Origin of the sequence: Sorangium sp. So ce362 (genome assembly GCF_051519845.1) — a bacterium.
GTDB lineage: Bacteria > Myxococcota_A > Polyangia > Polyangiales > Polyangiaceae > Sorangium.
In genome coordinates, this window is sequence record NZ_CP150332.1 from 7,362,858 (window position 1) to 7,389,782 (window position 26,925).

Consider the following 26,925-nt stretch of genomic DNA (forward strand, 5'->3'; position numbering starts at 1 on the left):
GAGTGAAGATCCGAAGCTTCCCCCGGGAGTGTTGAACGCCATGAACAACGACGAGAATCGACTCAGTCGTCCATCGGGGCGGCCAGCGGCCTGCAGTTTCACGATGAACAACGACGAGCCTCGTTCCAGCCGGCCCTCGGGACGGCCTTCGGGGCGATCGTCAGGGCGGCCTTCAGGGAGGCCGTCCGGGCGGCCCGCGATCTGGAGCGTGCTGCCGCTGGCGAGCGGCCTGCTGCAGACCCGGCCGATCGAGTGGCCGACGCTCGCGCTCTTCGCGGGGTCGTGTGCCCTCTGGGCGGCGGCGGTCTACGCCGGCGTCACGGGCTGGGTGTCGGCGGCGCCGGCGGTGCTCGGGGCGGCGGTGGCCGCGTATGCCGCGTTCACGCCGATGCACGAGGCCGCGCACCGGTCGCTGGCGCGCTCCGCGCTGCTGAACGGCGTGGTCGGACGGCTGTCGGGGCTGCTGCTCATGGCGCCGTTCCTGGCGGTGCGTCACTTCCACATCGAGCATCACAAGCACACGAACGAGGAGGACCGGGATCCCGACCACTGGAGCGGGCGCGGCCCGTGGTATCTCCTCCCGCTCCGCTGGGCGACGCAGGACCTCCACTACTACTACCTGTTCCTGCGCTCGTACCGCGCGCAGAAGCGCAGCGAGCGGATCGAGACGATCGCGACGCTCGCGGCGATGCTCGCGCTCGTGGCGCTGGCCTTCGGGCTCGGCTACGGCGAGCTCGCGCTCCTCTACTGGATCGTGCCGGCGCGGATGGCGATCTTCTTCCTCGCGTTCGCCTTCGACTACCTGCCTCACTACCCTCACGGCGTCACGGCAGCGCAGAACCGGTATCGCGCGACGCGCGCGATCGACAGCGCGCTCTTCAACGTGCTGCTCTTCGGGCAGACGTATCACCTGATCCATCACCTCTACCCGGCGGTGCCGTTCTTCCGCTACCGGACCGTGTGGAAGTACCAGCGCGAGGAGCTCATGAAGCTCCAGTCGGAGAGCCTCGCCCCGCCCCGCGCGCCCTTGCCCCTGATCGCGGCAGGCAGCCTCGCCGCGCCGCGGGCGCCCACGATCCACACCGTCCACTCCGTGCAGGGGGCGGCCGAGCTCGACGCCCTCTGATCCGCGCGGCGCGGCAAGCGTGACCGCGGACCGCCAAGACACAAAGAGAGAGAAAATTCCGCCTCTCTCATCTATCTTCTCCCAGGCGTCCTCCGCGTACCGGCGTCTCGACTCTTTCCCGTCCGAGGACGACCTGGCAGCTCGACTCATTCTCTTCCGAGCGCGGCCTATATGCCTCTTCCGAGCGCGGCCTATATGCGCGCCCGGCGGCGCGCACGCAGCGCTCTCGGTGGCAGCAATGCCTCCCGGAAGAGCAGCGCCTCTGTCACGGCGCGGCGGTCGAGCGCGACCCTGAACGCGCCGGGGGCCGGCGCGAACGCGTCGGGACGCCGCTCGCTCGTGCCGAGCGCCGGGATCGCGGCGCGCGCCCGGGTCAAGATCAGCAGCGCCCTCTCGGGCGCCTGGTGCGCCGCCTGCACCGCGCCCGCGAGGAGCGCCCGCGCGTCGCGGACCGCGGGGACCCGGCCGGCGAGCAGCGCGTCGCGCGCGCGCAGGCCCTCCTGGTGCGCGTGCGGGCCGTAGCCGAGCCCGCTGATGTCCTGCAGACCGAAGCCCGACAGGGCCACGAGCGGTCCGGCATAGAGGCGCTCCACGAGCCGCTCGGCCATCTCGGTGAAGGGCGACAGCGGAAACGCGTGCCACGCGCTCCCCGCGGGCAAGAGCAGCTCGTCGAGGTCCACCTCGGCGTGGCGGCGCGCCCACGCCTCCCTCAGCGCGCCCGCGGCATCGCCGAGCCCGGCCCGATCGAGGACCATGCACCCGATGAGCACCCGCAGGTGCGGCGGAGGGTGCTCGTCATAGCGCGCGCCGCCCGCGTTGGTCTGGATCGCGAGCGACGCGTACGGATAGTCCTCCTCGAAGAACAGCTCGCTCATCGTGAGCACGTAGGCGGGGCCGAACATGAGCGTTCCGAAGACGTCGCAGAAGATCTCCTCGAACCACGCGCCGAACACCCGCCCGAGCTCGGAAGGCCCGGCGCGATCGTCGTCCAGGGCGAGCGGGCGCGCTCGCTCGCTCCGGTCGGGCAGGCCGAGCTCGCGGCGCAGGGCCGGCTCCAGGCCGTCGATCGACGCCAGGAAATCATGGCCTATCTCGTGCGCGAGCGCCGGCCAGCGCAGCGGCGTCGAGAAGAAGTCGGCGGGGAGGAAGATGGGCGCGATCGACGTCGGGATGAAGCCCGTCCAGATGGAGAGCTCGAAGCGCGTGAGCTGCGTGGCCGGCAATCCGCTCCGGAGCGGCAACCCCTCCGCCCGCGCGAACGCGATCACCGGGGCGTAGCAGGCGTCGGCGAGGGCGTCCGCGTCGCCGAGCTCGGGCAGGAGCGAGGGGTCGCGGCGCTGCCGCGCGAGCACCGCGATCTCGCTCACCACGAGCTCGATGTCATCCGCCGCGGCCTCCACCTCGCGCGCTCCTAGGCCCGCGTCGACGGCCGCGCGCAGCCGCGCGATCTCGCGCGGGACGAACGTGGTGAGCACGTCCGCGAAGCGCCGGTTCGCGCGCTCGTGGCGCACCGCCTCGCCGAGCGCGGCGGCGCTCCGATCGAGCTCGGCGAGCCGCGACAGCGCCGCGCGCAGCCGGGCTGCATCGGGCGCCAGCGGGGCACCGAACGGCACCGCCGCCCGCGGCGCCGCGCTCCGCCGCGCGGCCCCGGCGAGCGGCGCGTCGCCCTGCGGCTCGTCCGCGCTCGCTGGCAGCGTACCGCGCCGCGCCTCGACCGCGGCCGCGGCCGCGGCCTCGCGGAGCGCTTCGGCGCGCGCGGCGCGCTCCGCGCGCCGGCTGCCGATCTTGATCGCGGCCTGGATGATCAGCCACGCCGCCGCGATGAGGTAGCCGACGTACCGCTCGAGGTCATCCATGGCGCCCGTCCAGCGTCCTCGGGATGTTGCCAGCCGACCGGCCGCCCGAGCGCGGTCGCATGCGGCGACAGCGCGCGCGCCGGGCCGAGCACCTCGGCCAGCACGAAGCGCCGCACGAGCCCCTCGCGGCGGCCGAGCCACGCGAGGAGCGGGCTCGCAGCGTCCCGCGGCGGCATCTCACGACTCCCCGACGGGGTCGGGCTTGCCCCCCGCGGTGCCGGCGATGCCCTGGCGCATCTCGGTGTCCGCGATGACGTTGCGCATGTTGTAGTAATCCATGACGCCGAGCTTGCCCGTGCGGAGCGCCTCCGCGACGGCGAGCGGGATCATCGACTCCGCCTCGACGAGCTTCGCCCGCATCTCCTGCGTCCTGGCCTTCATCTCCTGCTCCTGCGCCACCGCCAGCGCGCGGCGCGACTCCGCCCGGGCCTGCGCGACCTGCTTGTCCGCCTCGGCCTGCTCCGTCTGGAGCTTCGCGCCGATGTTGGAGCCCACGTCCACGTCAGCGATGTCGATCGAGAGGATCTCGAACGCCGTCCCCGCGTCGAGCCCCTTCTTGAGCACGTTCTTCGAGATGGTGTCGGGGTTCTCGAGGACGTGCTTGTAGTCGTTGGCCGAGCCGATGGTCGAGACCACGCCCTCGCCGACGCGGGCGAGCACCGTCTGCTCGCCCGCGCCGCCGACGAGGCGATCGATGTTGGCGCGCACCGTCACGCGCGCGATCGCGAGGAGCTGGATGCCGTCCTTGGCCACCGCCGAGACCTTCGGGGTCTCGATGACCCGCGGGTTCACCGACATCGCCACCGCCTCGAGCACGTTGCGGCCGGCGAGGTCGATCGCCGCCGCGCGCGAGAAATCGAGCGCTATCCCCGCCTTGCCCGCCGAGATGAGCGCGTAGACGACCGCCTCCACCCGCCCGCGGGCCAGGTAGTGCGCCTCGAGCATGTCGATCGACACCCCCTCGAGGCCGGCCTTCACGGCGCTGATCCGCGCGTTGACGATCTGATCGGGCGGCACCCGGCGCAGGCGCATCGCGATGAGCGTCAGCATCGAGACCGCGGCGCCCGACGCCTGCGCGGCGATCCACAGCCGGAGCGGTATCATGTACAGCGTCGCGACGATGGCGACGAGCACGAGCCCGCCGATCACGATGACCGAGATGATCTCCATATCCACTCTTCAACCCGTCCTGTCCGTGAAGGGCCGCCTCTCGCGCGCGCCCTAGGGCTCCTGCGGCTCGACGACGACCCGATTCCCCTCCACGCTCGCGACACGCACCGGCGTGCCGGCCTCCACGTAGAGGCCGTCGGTCATGACATCGACCGCGCGATCCTCGATCTCGACCGTACCGGCGGGGCGCAGCGGCGTGAGCGCCCTGCCCTCCTTGCCGATCAGCGCGGCGAGCCGCGCGTCCGGGCCGCGCCCGCCCTGGTGGGTCTCGAGCAGCACCATCCTGCGGCCCACCCGGGTCCTCGGGACGGCCCAGAACAGGAGCCCCGTCGCGCAGACGCCCGCGCCGAGCGCGAGCAGGCCGTAGCCGGTCCCGAGGGCCGCCCACGCGAGCGCGACCGCCCCGAGCACCGCGGCGCCGCCGAGGACCCCGACGAGGCCGATGCCGGGCAGGACGAGCACCTCGATGGCGAGCAGCACGAGGCCCGCCACGAGCAAGGCGACGACGAGCAGCGCCGGCGTCACGCGCCGGCCTCCTCGCCCGAGCCGCCCGCGATCGCCCGCACGACGAGCCGGCCCGCGTCCGCCCGGATCACGCGGACGCGGGCGCCCGCCTCGACGTAACCGAGCTCCGAGAGCGCCTCCACGCGCCGACCGTCGAGCGAGACCTTGCCCGAGGGGCGCAGATCGGTGTCGGCCGTGACGACCCTGCCCACAGCCGACGCGAGCGACGCGGGCGCCGCCGCGCTCCCGGAAGGTCCCTCGGTGGCGACGGCGCGGATCGCCGTGTCCAGGACGAGGCGCCGCCCGAGCCGCGTCCTCGGCGCGACGCGGGCGGCGACCACGGCGAGCACCGCCGTCGCGGCGAGGGAGACGCTCGCCGTGGCGAGCGCGCGCGGCAGCCAGCCGGCGTGCCACGCGACGTCGATCGGCACGCGCTCGAGATCGAGGAGCGCGAGGAGGAGGGCGAGCGCCACGCACCCTGCGCCCACGACGCCGGGCACGACGTGCCCCGGGGCGAGGATCTCCACCGCGATGAGGATCGCGCCGGCGACGAAGAGCGCGATCTCCTCCCAGCCGGCGAGCTTCACGACGTGGTGCCCGAAGAAGAACAGCGCGAGGCACGAGAGCCCGACGACGAGCGAGACGCCGTGCCCCGGCGCGTAGAGCTCGAGGAGGATGCCGAGCATCCCGAGGGTCATGAGGATCCCGGAGAGCGTCGGATCGGAGAGGAAGCGCGCGAGCTCTTCGGCGAAGCTGGGGCGCGGGCGCGCGATCTCGCCGGGCGACGGGCGGCCCAGGGCGCCGAAGAGCTCCGCCTCGCTGCCGGCCTGCACCTCGGCGACGCCCCACGCGAGCGCCTGCGCGCCGTCGAGCGTGAGCAGCTTCCCCTTCTCGTCGAGCCCGGGGACCTCCGCGTCGGCGTCGACCATGGCCTCGGCGATGTCGCCGCGCCGCCCCTTCGCCTCCGCGGTCGCGCGCATCTCCTTGCGCATGTACGACACGACCTTCTCGGCGACGGGCTTCATCTCCCCGCCCTCGCCGAGCTGCACCGGCGTCGCCGCCCCGAGCGTCGCGCCTGGGGCCACCGCGATGACGTCGCAGGCGAACGAGATGAGCGCGCCGGCCGAGATCGCGCGCGGGTTGACCCAGCACACGGTGCGGGCGCGGGCCCGGAGCAGCGCGTCCCGGATGGCGAGCGCGGCGTCGATGCGCCCGCCGAGCGTGCTGATGTCGAGCACGAGGAGATCGCCCTCCCCCTGGGCGGCGACCACGCGCTCCAGGAACGGCGAGAGGCCGAGGTCGATCGCGCCGGCGATCGCGACCACGGTGACCTTCCCCTCGCCGGGGATCGGCGGCAACGGCCGCGGCCCCGGCGGCGCGGGGGCGCCGGTCGCTCCCGCCCCACCGGCGGCCCCCGCGGCGGGCGCGGGCGCCGCATCGCCGCGCGCGGGGCGACACAGGGCCATCGTCGCGAGCAACGCGAGGAGCGGGATCGCGAGCCGCCCCCGCCGCGCGGCCTGTTCCAGCAGGCGCCACAAACCAGTCAAGCCCACCCCCTTCGACGGCGGCGCGGCGCTCGCCGCGCACCCGAGGTTCACGCCAAAGAACGTCGGGACGATGGTAGCGCACGCCGGCGCGCCACGATACCCCCATGCTCAGCCGCCGCGCGCCATGAACCTCGCGACCACGTCCGCGAACTCCGCTGGTCGCCCCACGATCCAGTCGTGGCTCCCCTTCGCGGAGACAACAAGGGTCGAGTCCGGGATCAGGCGCTGGATGGCGAGCGCCGAGCCGAGCGGCACCGTGAGGTCGCGCGCGCCCCAGGCCAGCAGCGTCCTCACGCGCACGCGCGCGGCGTAGCCGCTCAGGTCCGCCGTCGCGGCGATCCGCAGGAGGCTCAGCGCGCTCCGCGTGTGGCAGAGCAGGTTGTGGAGGAAAGCGGGCGCCGCCGGCACGGAGAAGCGCGGCACGAACAGCGTGTCGGTCGCGCGCCAGAGGGCGAGCGCCAGGATCGAGCCAGGCGGGTTGACTCCGACGGAATCGGCAAGCACGAGCCCCGATAGCCGCTCGGGGTACAGGGCGCCGGTGACCAGCGCCGCCGCGCCCGAGAGCGAGTGGCCGATCAGCGTGACGCGCTCGAGCTGCAAAGCCCGCAGCGTGTCGGCGACGCAGCGCGCGTACCGTTCCATCGTCCACGGCGCGCGCAGCCGCGAGCCGCGGCCCGAGCCGGGCAGCTCCACGACGATCACCCGGGCGCGCCGCGCGATCGCGTCCACCGTGGACCGGTAGGTCATGCCGCTGACCAGCATGCTGGGCAGAAGCACCACCGGCGTCCCGGCGCCCGTCTCGGTCACATAGACGATCTCGTCCCCGACCCGGATCTCCCGCCCGCGGGTCTCCTCCCGCGCCGCTCGCTTCGCCGCAGGATCCGCGGAGATGCGTGGGCTCTTCTCTCTTCGATCCCGCCGCGGGACAGACAACCCGGTGGCGCCGAGCGAGCGTCCAGCGCACGGTTCCACCTTTCCATGTCGTCGAACACGCTGGCCCATGGAGGGGCAAGCCGATGCCGGGCGTGTGCCAGCGCGGGCGCGGCGCCGGTGCGAAGTCGCGACACGGAGCGCGCGGCGCGAGCCACCACGCGCGAAAACCTGGAAGGTCGTTGAGCCCGTCCCGCGCCGCGCTAAGCTCTTCGCAACAGCAGCAATCTCCAGGCTCATGGGAGCCAGCAGGCGTGTCGTCACGGGCCGAGAGCCCGCCGGCGCCTGCTCGGACAACCAGCTCTTCTGGAATGATAGAGGCGAAATGTTGAGGTTCCGCTCCACGTCCGGAGATCGGAAGACAGCTGAGCTCAGGGTCTCGGTGCTCTCGGTCTCCGCTGCGATGTCCGCCCTCTCTCAGGGTGCATGGGGGACGGAAGCGCCGCCCGCGGCAGAGGTCCAGTGGGCGTATGCGCTCGTCGCTGCGCTCGGGTATCTGCCCGCCGCGGTCGAGATCGCCGCCGCCACGCTGCGACGAACGGGGATGTCGACCGAGGCGTACCTGCGGAAAAATGCGACGTATCTGGATCCAGAAGGGCCCGGGGACGAGATCCTGGCTGTGGTCTTCGGTGACGCGCTGGAGTCCCTCGGCCAGGAGGCGCGCGGCGTTGTGCAAGCGCTCGCCGCGCTGCCCGCGGCGGGGGTTCCGCTCGAGGTGGTCGCCGCCGCGGCGGGGAAGCCCGCGCCTTCCGCCGCGCGGCCGCTCCAGCTGCTCGTGCATGGCCGGCTCGTGTCGCTCGATCAGGCCACGCAGACCTACCGGGTGACGCCGCTCGTGCGCGCCGTGGCCCGAAAGGAGGTGGTCGGCGACGCCGAGCGCTGGGACGCGCTGCACCGCGGGGTGGCGGACGCGATGCAGGCGCTCCTCTTCTGGACGGCCGCGGCCGAGGGGCGACCCGAGGCGGCGATGCGCCGGCGCATCGCCGGCGAGCTCTTCGAGGCCCTCGACATCGCCGCGTTCCGGGACGGCGCGCGCGGCGCCGACGTGCTGGCGCGGGCGCTCGTCGACGCCTGCACGGTGCTCGATCTCGGGCTCACGTCCGAGGTCCAGCAGCGGTTGCTCGACGAGGCGGCGCGCCTCTGCGGCGACGCGCTCCCCGAGCTGCGCGAGCGCGCGCTCGCGGCGATCGAGGGCGCGCGGCGCGCGGAGCTCGCGAGCAAGCGGCGGGGCACCTTCGGGACGCTCCGGGCCACGCCGGCCGCCCGCGAGCGCGGCCGCCCGGGCCACCGCGACGTCCTTCGCAGGGCGGTGCGCGCGAACGCGCAGCGCGCCGCGGCGCGGAGCGCGCCGGTCGAGGACGACGCCCTCCGCGGCGCGAAGGAGCTCCTCGCGCGCGGCGCCCTGCGCCTCCGCGAGGGCGCGCTCGAGGACGCCGCGGCGGACTGCGGCGAGGCGCTCGCCGCGTTCGAGGCGGCCGGGGACGGGCGCGGGCAGGCGACGGCGCTCCTGCTCCGCGGCGACCTGTACCGGCGGCAGGGGGATCTCGCGGCCTCCTTGCGCGACGAGGAGCGGGCGCTCTCGCTCTTCAAGACGGCGGCCGACCGGACCGGAGAGGCGATGGGGCTGCTCGCGCGCGGCAACCTCCGGCTCGACCAGGACGACGCGCAGGGCGCCGCGAGCGACTACGGCTGCGCGCTCATGCTCCTCAGGACCTGCCGCGATCGCCCGGGCGAGGCCAACGTGCTGAAGGCGCGCGGCGATCTGTGCCTCCGGCAGGGGGATCTCGCGGGCGCGGCGCGCGACTACGACCGGGCGCTCTACATCCTCGAGGGCGTGGAGGAGCGCGTCCTCAGCCAGCTCCGCGCGCCCCCGAGCGGCGTCGATGAGCGCCGCGGGGCGAGCGGCCGCGCCGCGCGCGAGATCCTCCCGCAGGCCGAGCTCCTCCGTGCGCTCGGGTGCGAGCAGGCCCACGCGCGCACGTGGCAGGCCCGCGGCGACCTGCGCCTGCGAGAGCACCAGACGGCGCTCGCGGCGCGCGACTACGGCAATGCGATCCTGCTGTACCGAGACAGCGGCGATCGCCCGGGCGAGGCCGCCGCGCTCAAGGTCCGCGGCGACCTGCGCCGCCAGCGGGGCGCGCTCCCGGGCGCGCAGCGCGACTACGAGGATGCGCTCCGGCTCTTCGAAGCGCTCGGGGACGGCGCTGGCCAGGCGGCCGTGCTCAGGGCGCGCGCCGACCTGCGCTGCGAGCAGGGCGACACCGCCGGAGCGGCGCTCGACTACACGAGGGCGCTCGCGCTCGTCGACGCGACGGGCGACCGCGCCGATCAGATGAGCGTAACGAGCGTCCTCACGGGCACCTCGCATCGCGAGGACTCGCCTCGCCCCGCCACAGCGGCTGTCCCGCGGTGAGAACGCGCCGCCCGGGCCCTCGGAGCGACCCGCGCGCCTGAGCCGCGACATCGAGGCACCTTTACGCAGCCCGAGGCGGTCGAGGTCGGGATTCAGCGCTCATCGATGGTTGGCGCGACGCGTGACGCCGTCTCACGAGCGCTGGACTGTTCCTGCTTTGTGACTTCGTTGTTCGTCCGTCCTGCGCTAGGGTTCCGCGTGTCCGGATATTTCGCCCCGGCACCGAGGTGGCCCCGTGCGACGTCGTCGCTCCTTCGTCGGCATCAGCTTCGCTTTGCTCTCGCTCCTGCCCAGGGCGGCGCTCGCCTTGCCGACGGTGACCGGCTCCACGCCGGAGCTCGGAGCGTGGGACGCGCCCCGCGGCGCCCCCCTGCGCGACGACGGGATCGCCCCGGACGCGACGCCCGGGGACGGCGTCTTCACGGCGGCCGTGTCGTTCGCGGCGCGGGGCGACGTCGAGTACAAGATCTCGCGGAACGGCGTCGATCTCGACGATGGCGGCGCGGGCGCGGCCAGCGGTGAGCGCCTGCGCTTCACGCTGGCCGGCGGGACACCGCCCTACGATGTCACCTTCTACTACGACACGCGCGACCTGACCGCACAAGGGTTCTTACCGGCGAGGGAATCGGCCTCGGACTCGCGCAACGCCTCGATCGATGCCGACGGCGCGCCGCAGGTGTGGGTCGCCGTCGGAGACTGGCAGGGTTCAGTGGGCGACACCGACTGGAACCCTCACTCATCGCTCACGGTCGCGCGCGACGATGGCCGCCTCGGGGATCGTCGCGCGGGCGATGAGGTCTATACGTACCGCTTCGTGGCCCGGACGGCGCTCTCCGGTGCGTCCTTCAAGTTCGCGGCGCAGGGCCCGTGGAGCACGAGGCTCGGCGCGAACGGCTGGAGCTACGCCCCGCGAGACTCCTCGAACGGCGTTTTCAGCGCGGCGCCCGGGCAGGTCGTCACGCTGGAGCTCGACGCGCTCCACGGCCGGATGCGCGCGCAGGTGTCGAGCCCCGCGAAGCTCCTCCTGACGGAGCTCCTCGTCCACCCGACGGCCGCGGAGTTCGTCGAGATCTACAACCCGGGCAGAGGCGCGGTCGACCTCTCGGACTACTACCTCGCTGATTACCGCTTCTACTACCAGCTCGTCACGCCGAGCCCCACGCTCCCGAACACGAACGATTTCCTTGTGCGCTTCCCGGACGGCGCCGTGATCGGCCCCGGTGAGATCCAGACCGTGTCGCTCGGAGGCGCCGAGTGCTACCGCATGGGGTGCAACGAGACCAGGGCGTTCGAGGGCTGGGGCTCGCACCCGACTTACGAGATCCACAGCACGGCCACCTATGGCGAGGGGGGGAGCAAGTCGGCCGCCGCCGTGCCCGACATGCGGCTGCCGCTCCAGGCATCGGTGGGAGAGACGCGCGGGCTGACGAACGATCATGAGTGCCTGATCCTCTTTTATTGGGACGGCGTGAGCGACCTCGTGAGGGACGTCGATTACGTCTTCTATGGCGGGACGGGGCCGAACGCGCCTGTCGACAAGACGGGTGTGTCGATCGACGGACCGGACCCCGGGAGCGCGCCGAGCGCCTACCTGGACGACGCGGCGGACGACGTCGCGCTGCACGCGCCGCTCTCGACCGCGGGCGGGAGCTGCCGGCAGGACTTCACCGAAGGCGCCCAGACCGCGAGCGGGGGAAATGGAGTGACCGGCGCTGTCGAGACCGGCGAGCCCTTGTCGTCGACCTGGACCGCATGCGCCGTCCCGACGCCCGGCGCCATCGATTTCGACGGCGACGGCGTGCTCCTGGGCGACAACTGCCCCCTGACGGAGAACCCGCGTCAGGAGGATTCGGACGGCAATGGCATCGGCGACGCCTGCGATATCGACGATGATCAGGATGGCCTGTACAACGACGCGGACAACTGCCCCAAGGTGGCCAATCCCGGCCAGGAGGACTCGGACGGCGACGGGACCGGCGACGCCTGCGACGACGATGGCCTCGACTCGGACGGCGACGGCGTGCTCGACAGCGCGGACAGCTGCCCTGCCGTCCCGAACCCGGACCAGGCCGACACCGACGCTGACGGCGTGGGCGACGCGTGCGACAACTGCAAGGCCAGGGAGAACCCCGCCCAGACCGACACGGACGGCGACGGCATAGGCGACGACTGCGACACGGACGACGACAACGACTTCGTGAGCGACATCGATGACGCCTGCCCGACCGAGGCCGGGCCGGCCGCGACCCGGGGTTGCCCAGGGGCGGAGGGCGGCGGCGGGGCGGCCTCGAGCGCGGCGAGCTCATCGAGCGACGCGTCTTCCTCGTCGGGCAGCGGCGGCGGGCTCGACGGCGGCGGCGACGGCTGCGACTGTCGCGCCGCGGGCGGCTCGCCGGCGGGCGGCTCGCCGGCGCCGTGGCTCGCGCTGCTCGGCGGCATGCTGCGGATCGCGCGCGGCCGGCGGCGCGCGTGAGCGGGGCTTCGGGTCAGCTGCCGAGCCACTGCCGCGCGAGCTCGATCGTGCGGGCGTTGTCGGGGACATCGCGGAGGAAGCGCTCGCGCCAGGTCGGATCGCTGAGCTTCTCGGCGCGCGCGAGCAGGGCCGCCCTGGCCGACGCGATCGCGATGGCGGCCTCCTCGCGGCGACCGTGCGCCGCCAGCGCCTCGGCGAATGCCAGGCGGACGAGCGACTCGCCCTCTTCGATGGCACCGAACGACTCCAGCATGGCGCTCGCTTCGGCGGCCGTCCTGACGGCCTCGTCGACGTGCCCGCGCCCGAGCAGCACGCGCGCAAGGATGGCGAATGCCTGCACGCCGAGCGTCGGCGCGCCGGGAGAGAGCGCCACGGCAGCGCGCACCTCGCGCTCGGCGGTCTCCAGATCGCCGGCGGCGAGGGCGATCCTCGCGATGCAGCAACGAAAGATCATCTCCAGGCGCGCTCCGCTCGCTCGCTGGCTCGGCAGGACGCCTGCCTCCGCGAGCGCCCACGCCTCGACCAGCTGACCGCGGCTCGCGAGGACCTGCGCGAGACTCGACTCCACGATGAGCTTCAAATCGTGCAGCTGTAGCCGGTCGGTCTCCTCCCGGGCCGCGCGCAGCGTCGACTCTGCCCTCTCGAAGTCGCCTAGCTCCGCGTAGGCAAACCCGAGATTCGCGCGGTTGCTACACGCGTTGCGGCGATCGCCGGCCTGCTCGAAGGCGAGCACCGCGGCCTCCAGGCCGCTCACGCCGGCGCTCAGATCACCGGTACACATCGCGTGGTAACAGCGCGCTTCCTGGAGGTGCGTGAGCACCTTCAGGTCCTGTGCCTCTTCTCGCGCGAGAGCGCGCTCGGCGGTCTCAAGCAGAGCATTCCCTTCGGCATAACGCCCCCCCAGGATCAGCACGGTCGCGCCCTCGACCAGACAGGAGAGCTTGACGCACTGCGCGCCGTCTACGGCCGGAGCCTCCGCCGCCACGGTCATCCAGCGCTCGACGTCATCGAACCATCCCAGCTTGGAAGAGGCGATGGCCACCTGCGTGATGGCCGAGAACCATACGGTCGAACCGCGCTCGAGCCGCTCGATCGCCTCGGTGCCTCGCTCCACCGCGAGGGCGGCATCGCCGCGCCACGCATGGGCTTCGGCCTGGACGCCGCGAAGCCTGCCCGCGGTATTTCCGGCAGCGCCGCAGCCGATACCGCGGTTAGCCCGCTCCAGCGTCGTCGCCAGATCGTTACCACGGAGCGCCTCTTCGGCGGCGCGCAGGTACGCATCCGCCGCCCGCGCCGGCGCGCCGCCGATCTCGAAGTGTTCCGCGAGCGCCATCGCGTCCGCGACCCCGGCCCGCTCCAGCCAGTCGCCCGCGAGACCATGCCCGACGCGACGGTCGCGCTCGGTGAGCATCTCGTAAGCGGCCTCCCGCACCAGCGCGTGGCGGAACCCGTACTCGACCTCGCCCGCGATCCGCGCCTCGTGGCGCCGCTGCACGAGCTCCCGCCGCGCGAGCTCGGCGAGCCGCGTCGCCGCCGGCGCGCCGCCCACGAGGGCCGCGACCCCGCCTTCCCAGAACGTCTCGCCGAAGACGCTCGCCGCGCGCAGCACGCGCCGCTCCTCGACCTCCAGCGTCTCGAGCCGCGCCTGCACCATCGCCAGCGCCGTCTCGGGCATGCCCTCGCTCCTGCCCTCGGCGACCGCGCGGATCTGCTCCTCCAGCACGAACGCATTGCCGTCGGCGCGCGCGAGCAGCTCTTCCACCTGCTCGTCCCCCACGCCGTCGCCGAGCACTTCACGCACCAGCCGCTCGCTCGCGCGCCGCGGCAGCGGCGCAAGACGGAGCCGGAGGCCGTTTCGCTCGCTCCACAGCGCCGGGAAGAGCGCGTCGACCTCCGGGCGGGCGAGCGCCAGCACGAAGAACGGCAGGTCCCTGGCGTGCCTTAACGCCGCGTCGACCAGGGTCACCGTGGGCAGGTCGCCCCAGTGCAGGTCCTCCAGCACCAGCAGCACCGGCTGTCGCTGGCACTCGGCCCGGACGAAGTCCTCGAACGCCTGGCGAAGGCGGTCGCTCATCAGCATCGGGTTCTGGCGCGCCGCGCGGAGCTGCGCATCGCTCTCGTCCGCGAACGCCGCCCCCACGAGCTCGCCGAGGAACGCCGCGACCTGCGGGCCCTTGCTCCGGAACGCGTCGAGCCGCTCGACCCGGGCGAGCACCTTGCGCCGCCGCGCCTCGAGCGGCTCGCCGTCGAGGAGGCCCAGGGCGCGGCGGAGCGCCCGGGCGAGCAGGCCGAACGCCGAGCCGGCCGCCATGGGATCGGCCCTGCCGATCCAGACCTCGGCGGCCTCGCTCCGCGCCTCGAGGGCGTGAAGGAACTCCCACGCCAGGCGCGACTTGCCGAGGCCCGGGGTGCCCACGACGACCACGGCGTTCGCGGAGGGCTCGTCCACGCAATGGCGCCACTCGGTCGCGAGCTGCAACAGCTCGCGCTCTCGCCCCACGCACGGCGTCGGCTTGCCGAGCAGCCGAGGCACGGTGTCCGGCTCCTCCTTCGGGCCGCGAAGCCAGCACCCTCCGGGCCCCCGTACCGTCTCGAAGCGGCTCGCGAGCAGGCTCGCCGTCGCGTCGTCGAGCCGGATCTCCCGGGGCAGCGGGCCGTCGCGCCCGGCGATGAGCTGCGCGACCCGATCGACCAGCTCGCCGACCGGCAGCTTCCCCTCGATCTCTGCCAGCCCCGTCGCGACGGACATGGGCACCCCGCCGAGCACCGTCCGGAGCGCGAGCGCGCAATGGGCCGCCCGCGTGGCGAGATCCGTCGGGGACTCGGCGCCGGACAGCGCGATGAGCAGCCAGCGCGACTGCAGCCGATCGACGCTCCCACCGTGGCGCGCCGCGATGTCGCGCAGCGCCTCGGCCCGCGCGGCGCCGTCGGCCTCCGAGAGCGTGGCGTCCGTCTCGGCGCTGCCGTCTTCGGCCAGGAGGACGCACATGACCCGGCGCTCGGCCGTCGTGATCTCCTCGCTCGGCGCGGGCGGCGCCGCGACCGCGCTCGCTCCGGCGGAGAGCCCATCACCGGCCGCGGCCGCGAGCTCCGCCGCGACGGCGGCGCCGTCGCGCGGCCGGTCCCCCGCCTCTTTCGACAGCATCCGCGTCACCAGGCGCTCGAACGGCTCCGGGATGTCGCCGCGGAGCTCCCCGAGCCGCGGCGGCTCTTCCAGGACGACCTTGATAAGCAGCGCGAGCGCGCTGTTGCCGAGGAACGGCGGGCGCCCCGCGATGCACTCGAACAGGACGCACCCGAGCGCGAACACGTCGGCCCGGGCGTCGATGGACAACTCGCCGCGCGCCTGCTCTGGGGCCATGTACCCGGGCGTGCCGAGCACCGCGCCGGGCGACGTGAGGCTCTGCGCGAGCCGGAGATCGCGGGCGATGCCGAAGTCGAGCAGCGTGGCGCGCTCGACGGCGCCGGCGACGAGCATCAGGTTGCTCGGCTTGAGGTCGCGGTGAACGATGCCGAGCCGGTGGACGGCGCCGAGCGTCGTCGCCACGCGGGCGGCCAGCGTCGCGCTCTCGGCGAGCGTGAGCGGCGCTTCGGCGAGCCGCTCCTCGAGGGTGACGCCGTCGAGCCACTCCATCGCCAGGTAGGGCTGTCCAGCGCCGGTCATGCCGTGCGCGACGTACTGCACGACCCCCGGCAGCCGGAGGGTGACGAGCGCCTCCGCCTCCCGCACGAACCGGCGCAGGTCGTGCGCGCTCGCGCCCTGCAGCACCTTGAGCGCGACCGCCTCGCCCGACAGCCGGTCGCGCGCGCGATACACGTCCCCCATCCCGCCGGCGCCGGCGAGCCGCTCGATCTCGAACCGATCCTCGATCACGTCCGCAGCGCGCATGGCGCTCTCCGTGTACTTCGCAGCCAGCCGGGCTCCTAGCTCCCTCGCTGCCGCTCCAGCCGCTCCCTCATCCAGTTGGGGATCCTCCCGGCTGCCTGGATCGCCCTCGCCAGCGCCGCTTCCCCCTCGACGTGACGGCCGCGCCGCGAGCGCGCCCGCGCCCGCGCCTCGATGACCTCGATCTGCTCCTGGCCCACGGAGGAGCGGGCGGACCGCTCCTCGAGCTCATCCCACTCCTCGTCGCTGGCATCGCGCGTCGCCAGGTCGATCATCGACCACTGTACCTCTTCCGCGGGGGCCATCTCGATGCCCCCGCGCCCCTCGGCGATGGTCTTCGCCTGCTGAGCCCGGATGGTCTCGATGATCTCCCGCGCCTTGCCCTCTTCGCCTCGATAGAGGAGCAGCCTCGCCTGGAGCAGCTGCACCAGCGGACGCGCTTCCTCCCCCCGCTGCTGGCGCTCCAGGTGCGCGGCCCGCTCCACGTGCGGCATCGCCATCTCCAGGTTGCCCATCATGTAAAGGTACTCGCCGAGGTTGAACTCCCCCATGAGCTCCATCGCCCCGATGCCCAGCTCGCGCGAGAGGGCGAGGAGACGGCACATGTCCAGGATCATCCCCTCGTTGTCGCCGAGGCACGCGCGCAGGAGCGCCCGGTTGTTGATGGCCGGCCCGAGGTGCAGGAGATCGCCGCGCGCTTCGCACATCCGGATGGCCCGATCCAGCGCCACCCCCGCCTCGTCCAGCTTGCCCAGCCCCTGGTAGATGAAACCGAGGACGAGCAGCGACACCACCAGCGTCTCGTAGCCCTCGTCGCCCAGCGCTTCCGCCTGCGCCGCCGCGCGCTCGAACTCCCGCGCCGCCTCTTCCTCCCGGCTCTCTCGATGGAGCGACAGCGCCACCCCCATCGACAGGCGCGCCGAGAGCGCCGGAGGCAGCTCGCCGCTCGCGAGCGCCTTCGCCTGCTCCACCCGCTCCTTCGATCGCCCGTGGTCGACCATCCAGTCGAGCGCGATGGCCTCGTCGAGCAGGATCTCGATCTGCTCGATCGCCTCGCCCTCCTCGATCGCCATCACGCGCGCGCGATCGAGATCCCCGAGCGCGTCGTGGTAGCGACCGAGCCGGTAGCGCATCAGCCCCCGGCCCCGGTACGCTGCCCTCCGCCGCGCGCCGCGATCGTCGACCGGCTGCGCCAGCGCGCGGCTGTAGTGGAGCTCCGCCTCGATATAGGCGTGCCGCACCCGCGCCCGCGCGGCCAGCTCCAGGTAGGCCTCCTCCGCCACCGCCGAGAGCCCCGCCTCGGCCGCGTGGTACGCGATCTTGAACCGCCGCTGCTCCCGGTTCTCGTGGGTCGCCTCGCGGTGGTGCTCGTAGGCAGCCAGATGGATCCGCCGCCGCTCGGCCTCGGCGACCCCCTGTGCGATCGCCTCCCGCACCAGCGCGTGACGGAGCCCGAGCCGGCCCTTCCGGTCGACCACCAGCACGCCCGCCGCGAGCAGCCGCTCGGTCCCGACCCGCGCGTCGAGCGGGAAAGCCGCGCCCTCGCCGCGCCGATCGAGGTGGCGCAGCACACCCGCGATCTCGTCGGGCGACACCTCGGCACCGAGCAGCGAGACGAGCCGCGCGTGCGCGCCGAGGGCCGGCCCGAGCGCCGCGATCTCCCCCTGCGCCAGCGGATCGAGGAGCGGCAGCACCGGGAGGCGATCGAGCTCGTCGGTCGCCAGGTACCACGCGTCGCCCCGCGGGTGCCGGCGCAGGATCCCCTCGCGCTTCAGCCCGTGAACGAGCTCCACGAGGAGCAGCGGCACCCGCTGCGCGCGCTCGAGGAGGTGGTCGATCGCCGGCTCCGGCACGTCCCGCGCGGGCAGGAGCAGCCGGCGGCAGAGCGCCCGCGCGCTGTCGACGTCCAGAGGGTCGAGCCGCACGACCTCGCGCCGCGCCGCCCGCTCGCCCCAGGAGGGGTGCGCCTCGGCGAAGGCGGGGCGCCCCATCGCGCAGATCCAGAGCGGCGTGGCCCCGTCCCCGAGCGCCGCAAACTCGAGCGCCGCCAGCGTCGCGTCGTGCGCGAACTGCGCGTCGTCGACGATGACGACGAGGGGCGCAGCGGCCATGCGCCGGCGCAGGCACTCGCCCGCCGCACGCACCCGTGCCGAGCGCAGCGCGCCGGGAACGGCCTTGAGCGCCTCGATATCCCGGCAGAACTCGCCGCCCGTCCGCTCGTCCACCCATCCGAGCGCCATCGCCAGCCCCGATCCGAGCTCATCGCCTAGCGCGGAGCCGAGCCGCTCCGCGAGCGCCGCGCGGACGCCGCTCTCGGGGGGCGCCTCGGGGACGTCGAGCGCCTCGCGCACGAGTTCCTGGAGCGTCGCGTCCGCGGCGCCGCTCGTGGGCTCCTGCCCGCGCAGCTCGATCAGCTTGGCCTGGGGCAGGCGCGACCGCAGCTGCTTGCCGAGCTCGACGAAGAGGCGGCTCTTCCCGTACCCGGGCTCGCCGATCACCGACACGACCGTGGGCTGCCTCAGCCGAAGCGCCTCCTCGGCGCCGTGGAGGAGCTGATCGAGGATCTCGCGGCGGCCGATGAACGCGCCGGGGCCCGTCGTTTCCCGCGCGTCGTCGCCGGGCCGGGGCTCCGCCCCGCGCGCAAGCTCGTCCTCCGGCGCGGCGAAGGGTGCCTCCGGGAGCGCGGCCGCTGCCGCGGGGGTGAGGAACGGCCCCGGCGGTCCGGAGGCGGCCGGCCACCGCTCGGCGCGCGAGAAGAGCGGGCTCAGGAACCGCCGAGCCCCGCCGGGGCGGGTCTGGACCGACACGGGCGCGAGATCGATGAGCACCCGCTCGCACAGCCCGCCGCGCAGCAGCTCGTCGGCCGCGCGCCTGGCGTGGCGCGCGGGGCTCGCCGCGCCCTCGTAGCCGAAGACCGCCGCGTAGCGCGAGCCGGACGCGTGCGCGAGCTCGCCGCCGAGCGCCCGGATCCTGCGCTGCACGGCCATCCGGTCCGCGACGCCCTCGAAGAACAGCAGCCCCACCGCGCGGCGCTCTGCGCCGGCCAGGGAGCGAGGTCCGTCGCGCTCGCTCACCGCGAGCTCGTCCCCGAGCGCGCGCTCGACCGCGCGGCGGAGATCGGCCGCGCTCGCGGGCCGCTCGCCCCGGTCCTTTTCGAGGCAGCGGTGCACCACCTCCTCGATCGCCCGCGGCACGGCCGCGCGCGCCGACAGGCGCGGCGGCCTGCGGCTCCGGTGGTCCTCCAGCACCGCCGCGCGGGGCCCCCAGAACGGAGGCCGGCCCGCGAAGAGCTCGTACAGGATGACGCCCATCGCGTAGATATCGGCGCGCGCGTCGAGATCTGCGCGGCCGGCGGACTGCTCCGGCGCCGTGTACTCCGCGGTCCCCAGGGCCAGGTCATCTCCCTGCGCGCCGCCGGGCCGCCCCACGACGCGAGCGATGCCGAGGTCGATGAGGGTCGCCTTTCCCGCGTGATCGACGAAGATGTTTTCGGGCTTGAGATCGCAGTGCACGTAGCCGCGCGCGTGGACGACCTCGAGGGCCGCGAGCGTCGCGAGGCCGAGCCGGGCGGCCTCCTCGAGCCGCGGCGCCGGCCGCGCGGCGAGGCGGGCGGCGAGCGTGGGCGCGGCGACGAGCTCGATCACCGCGTACGGCGAGCCGTCGTCCAGCGCGCCGAATGCGTGCACGGCCGGCACGTGGGGAGCCCCGACGGCGAGGAGCGCCTCGATCTCGCGCCGGAGCCGCGGGCCGGCACCGCGGCGATCGACGCGCGCGAGCTTGATCGCCGCCGGCTGCCCGCCGTCCTCGGGCTCGGCCTCGAACACGGTGCCGAAGCCGCCTTGCCCCAGGACCCTGCGTGTCCGGTAGCCCGGGAAGCGAGGCAGCGAGACGGAGACGACCTCGGTGAGGTCGAGCACGGTCGCGTCGTCCGGCAGCGACGACTCACCCGCCGCCGGGCACTCGGGGCACGAGCCCTGGTTCCGCCGCCCGCAGGACGGGCAACGCCGATATTCCGGGGGTGCGCGCTCGGGATCCTGGTGCCGCTGGACCTCGGAGCCCATGCTCCATCCTACGGCGCCAGGAACGACGTGATCACCACATCCGTGCGCGCCGTGGACGAGATCGCGGGGTTGTCGAGACATCGAAGGTAGAAGCCGCCTGCGGAGCTATCCCAGCTGCACACAGTATCGCATGAGCCCGCGAGCGCGATGGGCCCACACGGCTCCGTGATCGGCGCCCCGGTCACCGGGTCGGCACCGATGTGACCTGCCGCACAATCGCGCTTCATCGCCCGCGCGTGCGTGACGCCTGCCGGCGAGTAGCAGGCCCGCACGTGGGGCGTCGATGTGAACAGATTTCCCCAGAACGCGCCCTCTTTGACCGGGTAGCTCGAGCGCTCCGAGGCCGACGAGGCCAGGGATACCTGGGTGCCGCGCAAGGAGATCATCACCGAGACGCCATACCAGTTCGTGCGCGCGGCGAGGCACGCGGAGATGTAGCGCTGGTGGAATGGATCCGTGAGCGGACCGTAGATCCACCAGTCCGCGATCCCGAGGTAGCCGCTGTACGTCTCCCGTCGATTCGTCCCACCGCTGTCGGTCCACGTGAACGAGAACGACTGGTCCTTCCTCAGCGCGCAGCTCACGACGTACTGAAGGAGCTGCCTTGACAGGACGCCCTCGGGTCCTGGATTCTGGATGGCTGTGCGCGCGGTCGCGCTGAGCGCGCCCGGGTTGAGCGCCTTCTCGCTGAGCTGGCTCGGGACGAGCGCGCCGGAGAGAAGCGCGTTCATGTTGATCAGATTGGGCAGCGAGCCGTTCCCGGCCAGGATGGCCGCCTCCCCCTCCCCGATTGGCTCCGCCGCCTCTTCGTCGAGCTCGGCGTCGAGCTCGGCCCCGATGCAGGCGGTAGTAACCAGAGGTATTGCGAGGAGCGCAACAGCTCGTGGACAGTAAAGAAACATCTCGTTCCCCCTTTCGATGATGGGTCCAGGCGTTTCAGGTCGAGTGACGGCCAAGTTTAAGTTACCATTTGGAAACGCTCCTGAGCGTGCCGGTTCATCAAATATCTTCCTCGAAGGGGACAGCAGCGCGCTGGCGTCCCCCGGTGGTCCCGATGGCCCGCATGGTCCGCATGGCCGCGCGGCTCCGGTGGCCCCGTGACGCGCCGCGCGGTGAGGCGAGATGGCGAAAGAGGACGAGACGAGGCCGTTTTCGGAGTTCGAGCGGACCATCGCGCGCGGCGAGCTCCCGGCGGGGACCCTGGCTGGCGAATACATCCTCGAAGGATTCATCGCGCGCGGCGGCTGCGGCGTCGTCTATGCGGCGAGGCACGCTCGTTCAGGGAAGCCCGCCGCGGTCAAGGTGCTGAGCGAGGCGGTAGCTCATTCGCGCCGTGTGGTCGAGCGATTCGCACGTGAGATCGAGGCCTTGCAGCTGATCTCCCACCCCAACATCGTAGAAATATACGAAGTGGGTGAGCTGAACGACCACCAGCCGTTCTACGTGATGGAGCGTCTGGAGGGGATGACGCTCGACGCGCTGATCAGGGCCGAAACGCGGCTCGCGCCCCGGGAGGCGCTCGAGCTGTTCGAGCCCATCTGCGCGGCGCTCGGGGCCGCGCACGCCGCTGGAATCGTTCACCGCGACGTGAAGGCCAGCAACATCTTCATCTCCTCCGGCAAACCACGAAGCGTGAAGCTGCTCGATTTCGGGATCGCGAAATTGATGGGACCCGAGGAGGGCTCGACCTGGCTGACCACCGCCGGAAGAATGCCCGGGACGCCATCCATCATGGCGCCCGAGCAGATCCTGGGCGGTCCCATTGATGCTCGGGTGGATGTCTATGCGCTCGGCGTGCTTCTCCATCGCATGCTGGTCGGAAGATTACCCTTCCACACCCATGACATGGACGAGATGGTGCGGAAGCACCTCGAGGAGCCGCCGATGCCCCCGAGCCTGCGGGTGCCGCTTCCTCTCGAGCTCGACGCGGTGGTGCTGCGTTGCATGGAGAAGCGTCGGGAGCGGCGGTTCGGCTCGGTCGAGGAGCTGGTGCGGGCGCTCCGGGAGGCGATCGGCGAGCCCGCGTCGGGGGCGAGGGGCGGGCCCGATCCGGCGCAGCCGGCGGTGGGCGTGTACCTGGAGGTGCGGACGCGCGGCGACTCCGACGACCTCGACGAGGCGCTCGCGGCCGATATCGGGCAGGTGCTCGACGCGGCCGAGTCGCAGCTCGAGCGCGCGGGGTTCATCCTGGCCTCGACGACCGGCAACGAGGTGCTCGGCGTGCGTCTCCTGCCCGCCGGGACGGACGAGGAGCGCAGCGCGCGGCGCGCGGCGCTCCAGGTCGCGACGGCGCTGCACGAGGCGGTGGTCCATCGCGCGGGGGCGGACGCGCGCGTGCACGTCAACGTGAGCGTTCACGCGGACGACGTGCAGGTGCGCCCGGCAGCGCAGCCCGAGATCCTCGGGGGCGCGCTGATGTGCGCGGGGCGATGGGCGTCGGCCGACGAGGAGCAGGAGGTCTTCGCGACGCCGAGCGCGACAGCGGGCCTCATCGGCGACGAGCTGCCGTAGCTTCGCGCCGCCCGGCGGCACCTCGGCGCAAGCTCACTGCCGGCGCGCGCCGCCAGGCGGCACTTCGACGTAAGCCATCTTCCTCCAGACCGCCGCCGGGCGGCACTTCGACGTGAGCCATCTTCCTTCAAACCGCCGCCGGGCGGCACTTCGATGTGAGCCATCTTCCTCCAGACCGCCGCCGGGCGGCACTTCGATGTAATCGACATCACTCTACATCGCCGTTCGGTGGCACATTGACGTAAAGCACCTCACTTCAATCGCCGCTTCCCACCCGTTCTGCGCAAGCAGACAGCCGCGCACCTGCCGGCAGGCGGCGCTCAAGGGTAGATGGCTTACGTTTACAAGCCGGCATGCGGCGATCGAGAGAAGCTCGCTTCGCAAGCTGGAGCGCGTCCGATCAACGCAGAGGCGCAAAGCGACGGAGGGGAAATGCACGAGAAGGCGGCCGCGCGCGCGCCGGTGTCCACCTCCAGCCCGCGGCAGCGCCGGAGCGAGCGAGGGACGCTGTCTCGCTCTTCAGGCGGCGCTGGCGGTCGATCGCGCGGTCGCCACGAGGCCGCCGGCGGTCACGAGGGCGCAGGCGGCGAGCAGCTGGGGGCTCGCCTCGGCGTGGCCGGCGAGGCAGAGGAGCAGCGTCGAGAGGACCGGCGCGCCGTAGGACAGCACGCCGAGCTGCGGGACGTCGCCGTGCTTCGTCGCGTGGTCCCAGGCGAAGAACGCGACGCCCACGGGGCCGAGCCCGAGCGCGAGCAGGCCGAGCGCCTGGCCGGCCGTGGGCGCGACCGTGCGCTCGAGGGCGAGGTGCCCGGCGAGGCCGAGGACGGCGGTCGCGGCGCAGGGGCCCGCGAGGGCGTCGGCGGGGACGTCGGCGAAGCGGCGCTGGAGCACCGAGTACGTCGACCAGATGAGCGCGCAGCCGAGCGCGGCCAGGTAGCCGGGCGCGTGCGCGGCGCTCGGGCGGACGGCGCCTCCGGCGGCGAGGACCGTCCAGACGCCCGCGAGCCCGAGCAGCGCCCCGGCCACATGCCTGAAGCGCAGGCGGCCACCGGGGAGCGCCGCCGAGAGCAGGACGATGAGCAGCGGCCACAGGTACGAGATGACGCTGACCTGCACGGGCGGCGCGGCGGTGAGCGCGTAGAAGTAGAGCGCGTGGTAGCCGAACAGGCCGCCCACGCCGACGAGCCACCCGCCGAGCGGCTGGCGGAGCGCGCCCAGGCCGCCCCGGCCGCGCCGGGCGAGCCGCGCCGCGCCGAGGAGCGCCGCGATCGCGAAGGTCGACGCGAGCACCTGGAGCGGCGGCAGGCGGCTCACCGAGGTCGCGAGCAGCGTGAAGCTGCCCCAGAGGCCGATGGCCGCGACGCCCGCCAGGGTGGCGGCTCGCCGCGAGGGTCGCGTCGACGAAGTCGCCTCCGGCAGGACGGGGGGAGCCGCGTCCGGCAGGGCGGGGGGAGCCGCGTCCGGCAGGACGGGGGGAGCCGCGTCCGGCAGGACGGGGGGAGCCGCGTCCGGCAGGACGGGGGAGGTCGTGTCCGGCATGGCGCGGAGAATGGCGCGCCTGCCGGCCGCCGTGTACTGGATGAACACGCTGGACCCAGGCCGCGTGATGAAGCGCGCCACGTGAGCCCGCCCCCGCGGCCGAGCGCGTTTCGCTGGACGTTCGGCCGCGACTCGCGAATCTTTGGCGGCATGAAACTCACGAGCGTCGCCGCAGAAACCGTGCAGTTCGCGAGCCGAGGCGAGTACGCCGCGCCCTCGGGCGCGACGATCCGCATCCGCGATCGCGTGCTCGCCGCGGTGAAGGGCAGCGTGCTTTACCGGCCCGGTTCACTCGACACCTGGGAGCCGAAGGAGCGCCTCGAGCGCCCGGCGACGATCGAGGTCACCGGCGAGACCACGGCGGCGGCCGGGCGGCGACTCGTCGAGCAGGAGGGTGAGGGCCGCGTGGCGATCCTCAATTTCGCGTCCGGCAAGAACCCCGGGGGCGGCTTCCTGCGCGGGGCCAAGGCCCAGGAAGAGGACCTCGCCAGGTGCTCCGCGCTCTACGCCTGCCTGGTCGAGCAGCGCGACTACTACGACCAGAACCGCGCCTCGGGGAGCCTCCTGTACACCGACCACCTCATCTACTCGCCGGATGTGCCGTTCTTCCGCGACGAGCAGCACGCCCTGCTGGAGCGGCCCTTCGCGCTGTCGATCATCACCGTGCCGGCGCCGAACGCCGGGGAGGCGCTCCAGCGCGACGAGGGGTCGGAGCAGGACATCCGCGCGGCCCTGGAGCGCCGCGCGGCCATGGTGCTCGCGGCGGCAGGCGCGCACGGGCACCGGTGCCTCGTGCTCGGCGCCTGGGGGTGCGGCGTCTTCCGCAACGACTCGGTCGAGGTCGCCGACGTCTTCGCCCTGTGGCTCGGGCACCCGCGCTTCCGCGGCGCGTTCTCGCGCGTGGTGTTCGCGGTGTACGACCGGGCCGCCGACCAGCCGAACTACCGGGCGTTCCGGGACCGGTTCGCGGGGGCGTAGGCGTGCACCGTCGCGGGCACGAGCGAGCCCGCGACCCCCGCGACCCCCGCGACCCCCGCGACCCCCCGAATCACCCGCGCGCCGGCCACACCACACGGTGGGAGAGCTACGCCGGGCTGCGTCGAGGTCGCCATTCCCATCCACCTTCAATGGAATAGTCGAGGACAGAAACCGCGCGCCTGCTGCTTTCGAATTGTCGGGTCGTGATTGAGGAGCGACAATCACGGTTCCGCCTTGAGGACGATTGACAGCAAGCTCGCCGTCCGCTTCGCGGCGGCCGCCTTCTCCGCGTCGCTCCCGCTCCTCGGCGCGTGCGCGTCGACCGCGCCCGCGCCGCGGGCCGTCCGGCCTGCGGCCCCCGCGCCGCTCCTCCAGCGCTTTGCCAGCGAGCCCGCGCCGGCGCCCCGCTTCGTCGATCCGGAGCGCGGGCGGAAGCTCCGCGCGGCGACGTCCGACGTGCAGGCGCTGGCGCAGCGCACCGCCGAGAGGGAGCGCCTGCCCGCCCTGGCGCTCGGCGTCGTCATCGACGAGGAGCTCGCGATCCAGAAGGTGATCGGCGTGCGCGACGTCACGCTGGGCGGAGCGGTCGACGAGCACACGCGCTTCCGCATCGGCTCCATCACGAAGGCGCTCACCGCGGCGGCGATCCTGCGGCTCCGCGACGAAGGGCGGCTGTCGATCGACGCCCCGGCCGCGCGCTACCTGCCCGCGCTCGCCGGCGTCGTCTACCCGACGCGCGACTCGCGGCCGATGACGGTGCGCGACCTGCTCACGCACAGCTCCGGCCTGCCCCGGCTCGGCGTGTTCTCCCCCGCGTCGACGGCGCGCGACGTCACCGAGCGCGAGATCCTGGCCACCCTCGACGGCTTCGGGCTCGAGAGCGCGCCCGGCACCGAGACGTCCTACTCGAACCTCGGCTACTCGCTCCTCGGGCTGCTCGTCGGGCGCGCCGCGGGCGTGCCGTACCGGCGCTACATGAGCGACGCGCTGCTCGCGCCGCTCGGCATGCGCGACGCCGCGTGGGACGCCTCGCAGGTGCCGGCCGGCGCGCTCGCGTCGCCGCACGCGCGCGGCGTCGGCGGCGCGGTGACGCCGATCCAGCCGTGGCGGCTCGGCGCCTCCGAGTCGACCGCGGGCCTCTACGCGAGCCTCTCCGACATGGGTCGATTCATCGGGCTCCAGCTCGCCGCCTGGCCCGCCCGCGACGCGCCCGAGGCCGGGGTCCTGCGGCGGAGCACCGTGCGCGAGTCGCACATGATGGCGCGCAACGGCTCGGCGTTCCCGGCGGCCGGCGGCGCCGACGGCCCGGGGCTCGGCTGGCACGTGCGCGAGGACTGCGACCTCGGCCACGTGGTCTTCCACAACGGCCTCATCGATGGCTTCTCCGCCTCGGTGATGGTCCTCCCGCAGCGCGGCGTCGGCGTCGTCGCGCTCGCCAACGTGGCCGGCGCCGATCTCGAGTCGCTCAACACGAAGGTGCTCGGCAGGCTCGTGGCGACCGGCGCGATGGTCGCGCGCGTCGTCCCGCCCTCCCCGTCGGTGCGGCGCGCGGCGCAGGCGGTCGCCTCGGTCATCGGCCGAGCGCGGACGGACCTGCTCGATCGCAGGCTCCGGCCCGGCTGGTTCCCCGAGGATCACCTCGCGTCGCTGCGGCAGGAGCTGCGCGACGTCGGCGCGAGGGTGGGCCCGTGCGCGCTCGACGGCTCCGCGATGGTGGAGAGCGCCACGTCGGCGCGCTTCGGCCTGCGCTGCGAGCGCGGCGCGCTCTCGGTGGCCGTGCGCGTCGACACCTCGCCGGACCCGCGGATCACCGCGTTCAGCGTCGAGGAGCAGACGGGGGCTATCGCCTTGGAAGGCGAGCGCTCACGCGCCCGCCCGTCGCGCTGCCGCTGAGCTCGCCGGCGGCCCCGGCCATCGCGCCACGCCCGTGG

Annotated in this window: 15 protein-coding genes; 6 read left to right on the forward strand and 9 right to left on the reverse strand. The window is 73.5% G+C overall.

Annotated elements, in window-relative coordinates; genetic code table 11:
* The first annotated feature begins 208 nt into the window (after positions 1 to 208).
* The gene (locus WMF17_RS28000; RefSeq protein WP_437596221.1) at positions 209 to 1,126 is read left to right on the forward strand and encodes a fatty acid desaturase; all 918 of its coding nucleotides are present in this window, start codon (positions 209 to 211) and stop codon (positions 1,124 to 1,126) included.
* A 191-nt stretch (positions 1,127 to 1,317) separates the two neighbouring features.
* On the opposite strand, the gene WMF17_RS28005 is transcribed toward WMF17_RS28000, so the two are convergent.
* The 5 genes from WMF17_RS28005 to WMF17_RS28025 form a co-directional block, all read right to left on the reverse strand.
* A complete protein-coding gene (locus WMF17_RS28005) occupies positions 1,318 to 2,982 on the reverse strand; it encodes a hypothetical protein (protein WP_437644152.1) in 1,665 nt (554 codons plus the stop codon).
* Between the two features lie 177 nt (positions 2,983 to 3,159).
* Positions 3,160 to 4,152: a flotillin-like protein FloA gene (gene floA, locus WMF17_RS28010; protein WP_437494947.1), complete on the reverse strand. Its 993-nt coding sequence runs from the start codon at positions 4,150 to 4,152 to the stop codon at positions 3,160 to 3,162.
* 51 nt (positions 4,153 to 4,203) lie between these two features.
* Positions 4,204 to 4,677, reverse strand: a complete 474-nt coding sequence (locus WMF17_RS28015; protein ID WP_437596223.1) for an NfeD family protein — start codon at positions 4,675 to 4,677, stop codon at positions 4,204 to 4,206.
* Entirely contained in the window at positions 4,674 to 6,254 is a 1,581-nt protein-coding gene (locus tag WMF17_RS28020) for an NfeD family protein (RefSeq protein ID WP_437644153.1), read from the reverse strand. The genes WMF17_RS28015 and WMF17_RS28020 overlap by 4 nt, the downstream gene beginning before the upstream one ends.
* A gap of 57 nt (positions 6,255 to 6,311) precedes the next feature.
* On the reverse strand, positions 6,312 to 7,175 hold the full coding sequence (locus WMF17_RS28025; protein WP_437644154.1) for an alpha/beta fold hydrolase: 864 nt from the start codon (positions 7,173 to 7,175) through the stop codon (positions 6,312 to 6,314).
* Between the two features lie 361 nt (positions 7,176 to 7,536).
* On the opposite strand from WMF17_RS28025, the gene WMF17_RS28030 reads away from it, so the two are divergent.
* Entirely contained in the window at positions 7,537 to 9,546 is a 2,010-nt protein-coding gene (locus tag WMF17_RS28030; protein WP_437644155.1) for a hypothetical protein, read from the forward strand.
* 235 nt (positions 9,547 to 9,781) lie between these two features.
* Entirely contained in the window at positions 9,782 to 12,019 is a 2,238-nt protein-coding gene (locus WMF17_RS28035) for a thrombospondin type 3 repeat-containing protein (protein ID WP_437644156.1), read from the forward strand.
* Positions 12,020 to 12,032: 13 nt separating this feature from the next.
* On the opposite strand, the gene WMF17_RS28040 is transcribed toward WMF17_RS28035, so the two are convergent.
* The 3 genes from WMF17_RS28040 to WMF17_RS28050 are packed head-to-tail and all read right to left on the reverse strand — an operon-like array spanning position 12,033 to position 20,697.
* Complete coding sequence (locus tag WMF17_RS28040) at positions 12,033 to 15,908, reverse strand: protein kinase domain-containing protein (protein ID WP_437644157.1); 3,876 nt, start codon at positions 15,906 to 15,908, stop codon at positions 12,033 to 12,035.
* Between the two features lie 35 nt (positions 15,909 to 15,943).
* Positions 15,944 to 19,966 carry a serine/threonine-protein kinase gene (locus WMF17_RS28045; protein ID WP_437644158.1) on the reverse strand — a complete coding sequence of 1,341 codons (4,023 nt, stop codon included), beginning with the start codon at positions 19,964 to 19,966 and terminating at the stop codon, positions 15,944 to 15,946.
* An 8-nt stretch (positions 19,967 to 19,974) separates the two neighbouring features.
* Positions 19,975 to 20,697 (reverse strand): hypothetical protein, encoded by a 723-nt coding sequence (locus tag WMF17_RS28050; protein WP_437644159.1) that lies wholly within the window; start codon positions 20,695 to 20,697, stop codon positions 19,975 to 19,977.
* 391 nt (positions 20,698 to 21,088) lie between these two features.
* On the opposite strand from WMF17_RS28050, the gene WMF17_RS28055 reads away from it, so the two are divergent.
* Complete coding sequence (locus WMF17_RS28055) at positions 21,089 to 22,477, forward strand: serine/threonine protein kinase (protein WP_437644160.1); 1,389 nt, start codon at positions 21,089 to 21,091, stop codon at positions 22,475 to 22,477.
* A gap of 519 nt (positions 22,478 to 22,996) precedes the next feature.
* Here WMF17_RS28055 and yddG read toward each other — a convergent pair.
* A complete protein-coding gene (gene yddG, locus WMF17_RS28060) occupies positions 22,997 to 24,097 on the reverse strand; it encodes an aromatic amino acid exporter YddG (RefSeq protein ID WP_437644161.1) in 1,101 nt (366 codons plus the stop codon).
* A gap of 69 nt (positions 24,098 to 24,166) precedes the next feature.
* On the opposite strand from yddG, the gene WMF17_RS28065 reads away from it, so the two are divergent.
* Positions 24,167 to 24,994, forward strand: coding sequence for a TIGR02452 family protein (locus WMF17_RS28065; protein WP_437644162.1), 828 nt, complete (start codon positions 24,167 to 24,169; stop codon positions 24,992 to 24,994).
* Positions 24,995 to 25,228: 234 nt separating this feature from the next.
* A complete protein-coding gene (locus tag WMF17_RS28070; RefSeq protein WP_437596234.1) occupies positions 25,229 to 26,887 on the forward strand; it encodes a serine hydrolase domain-containing protein in 1,659 nt (552 codons plus the stop codon).
* Positions 26,888 to 26,925: the final 38 nt, after the last annotated feature.

Excerpts from the sequence above, each read along its gene's own strand:
- WMF17_RS28005 (WP_437644152.1), bottom strand. The coding sequence starts at position 2,982 with ATGGATGACCTCGAGCGGTACGTCGGCTACCTCATCGCGGCGGCGTGG.
- floA (WP_437494947.1), bottom strand. The coding sequence starts at position 4,152 with ATGGAGATCATCTCGGTCATCGTGATCGGCGGGCTCGTGCTCGTCGCC.
- WMF17_RS28045 (WP_437644158.1), bottom strand. The coding sequence starts at position 19,966 with ATGGGCTCCGAGGTCCAGCGGCACCAGGATCCCGAGCGCGCACCCCCG.
- WMF17_RS28065 (WP_437644162.1), top strand. The coding sequence starts at position 24,167 with ATGAAACTCACGAGCGTCGCCGCAGAAACCGTGCAGTTCGCGAGCCGA.
- WMF17_RS28040 (WP_437644157.1), bottom strand. The coding sequence starts at position 15,908 with ATGCGCGCTGCGGACGTGATCGAGGATCGGTTCGAGATCGAGCGGCTC.
- WMF17_RS28030 (WP_437644155.1), top strand. The coding sequence starts at position 7,537 with ATGTCCGCCCTCTCTCAGGGTGCATGGGGGACGGAAGCGCCGCCCGCG.
- WMF17_RS28055 (WP_437644160.1), top strand. The coding sequence starts at position 21,089 with ATGGCGAAAGAGGACGAGACGAGGCCGTTTTCGGAGTTCGAGCGGACC.
- WMF17_RS28050 (WP_437644159.1), bottom strand. The coding sequence starts at position 20,697 with ATGAACGCGCTTCTCTCCGGCGCGCTCGTCCCGAGCCAGCTCAGCGAG.